General features: G+C 75.1%; 1 pseudogene. It reads left to right on the top strand.

Features of this window, described 5'->3' with window-relative positions:
- Positions 1-354 (top strand): annotated as a pseudogene (locus UK12_RS33870) (hypothetical protein); the annotation flags it as partial.

The raw sequence follows: 354 nt of genomic DNA, 5'->3' as shown, positions 1-354 counted from the left end.
TGTACGCGGGGGTGGGGGAAGTGGTGGCACTGGCCGGGCGCGGCGTCTGGGCGGGTGGCCTGGCCCGCTGGGCGACCCCGTTCGCGGGCGGGTGGGGCTCGCCGTGGCAGGGCCTGCTGCGCGGGGTGTTCGTGGCGGCGCTGATAGGCGGCGGGCTGCTGCTGGCGATGGTCAGGTTGACCGCGGTGACGCTGCTGTTCGGGCAGCCGTTCTACGCGTCGGTCGCTGCGAATGTGGACGAGAGCGGTGGCGGTGTGCCCGCCGGACCCGGGCAGTCGCTCTGGCGGGAGCTCGTCGTGGCTGGCGGGGACAGCCTCCGGGTGATCGTCCGGGTGGCCGGGATCGGCCTGCTGC

This window comes from Saccharothrix sp. ST-888, from assembly GCF_000955975.1.
Lineage (GTDB): Bacteria > Actinomycetota > Actinomycetes > Streptomycetales > Streptomycetaceae > Kitasatospora.
Note: the sequence above shows the minus strand (reverse complement) of the source record. Positions and strands in the feature narration are given on the sequence as shown.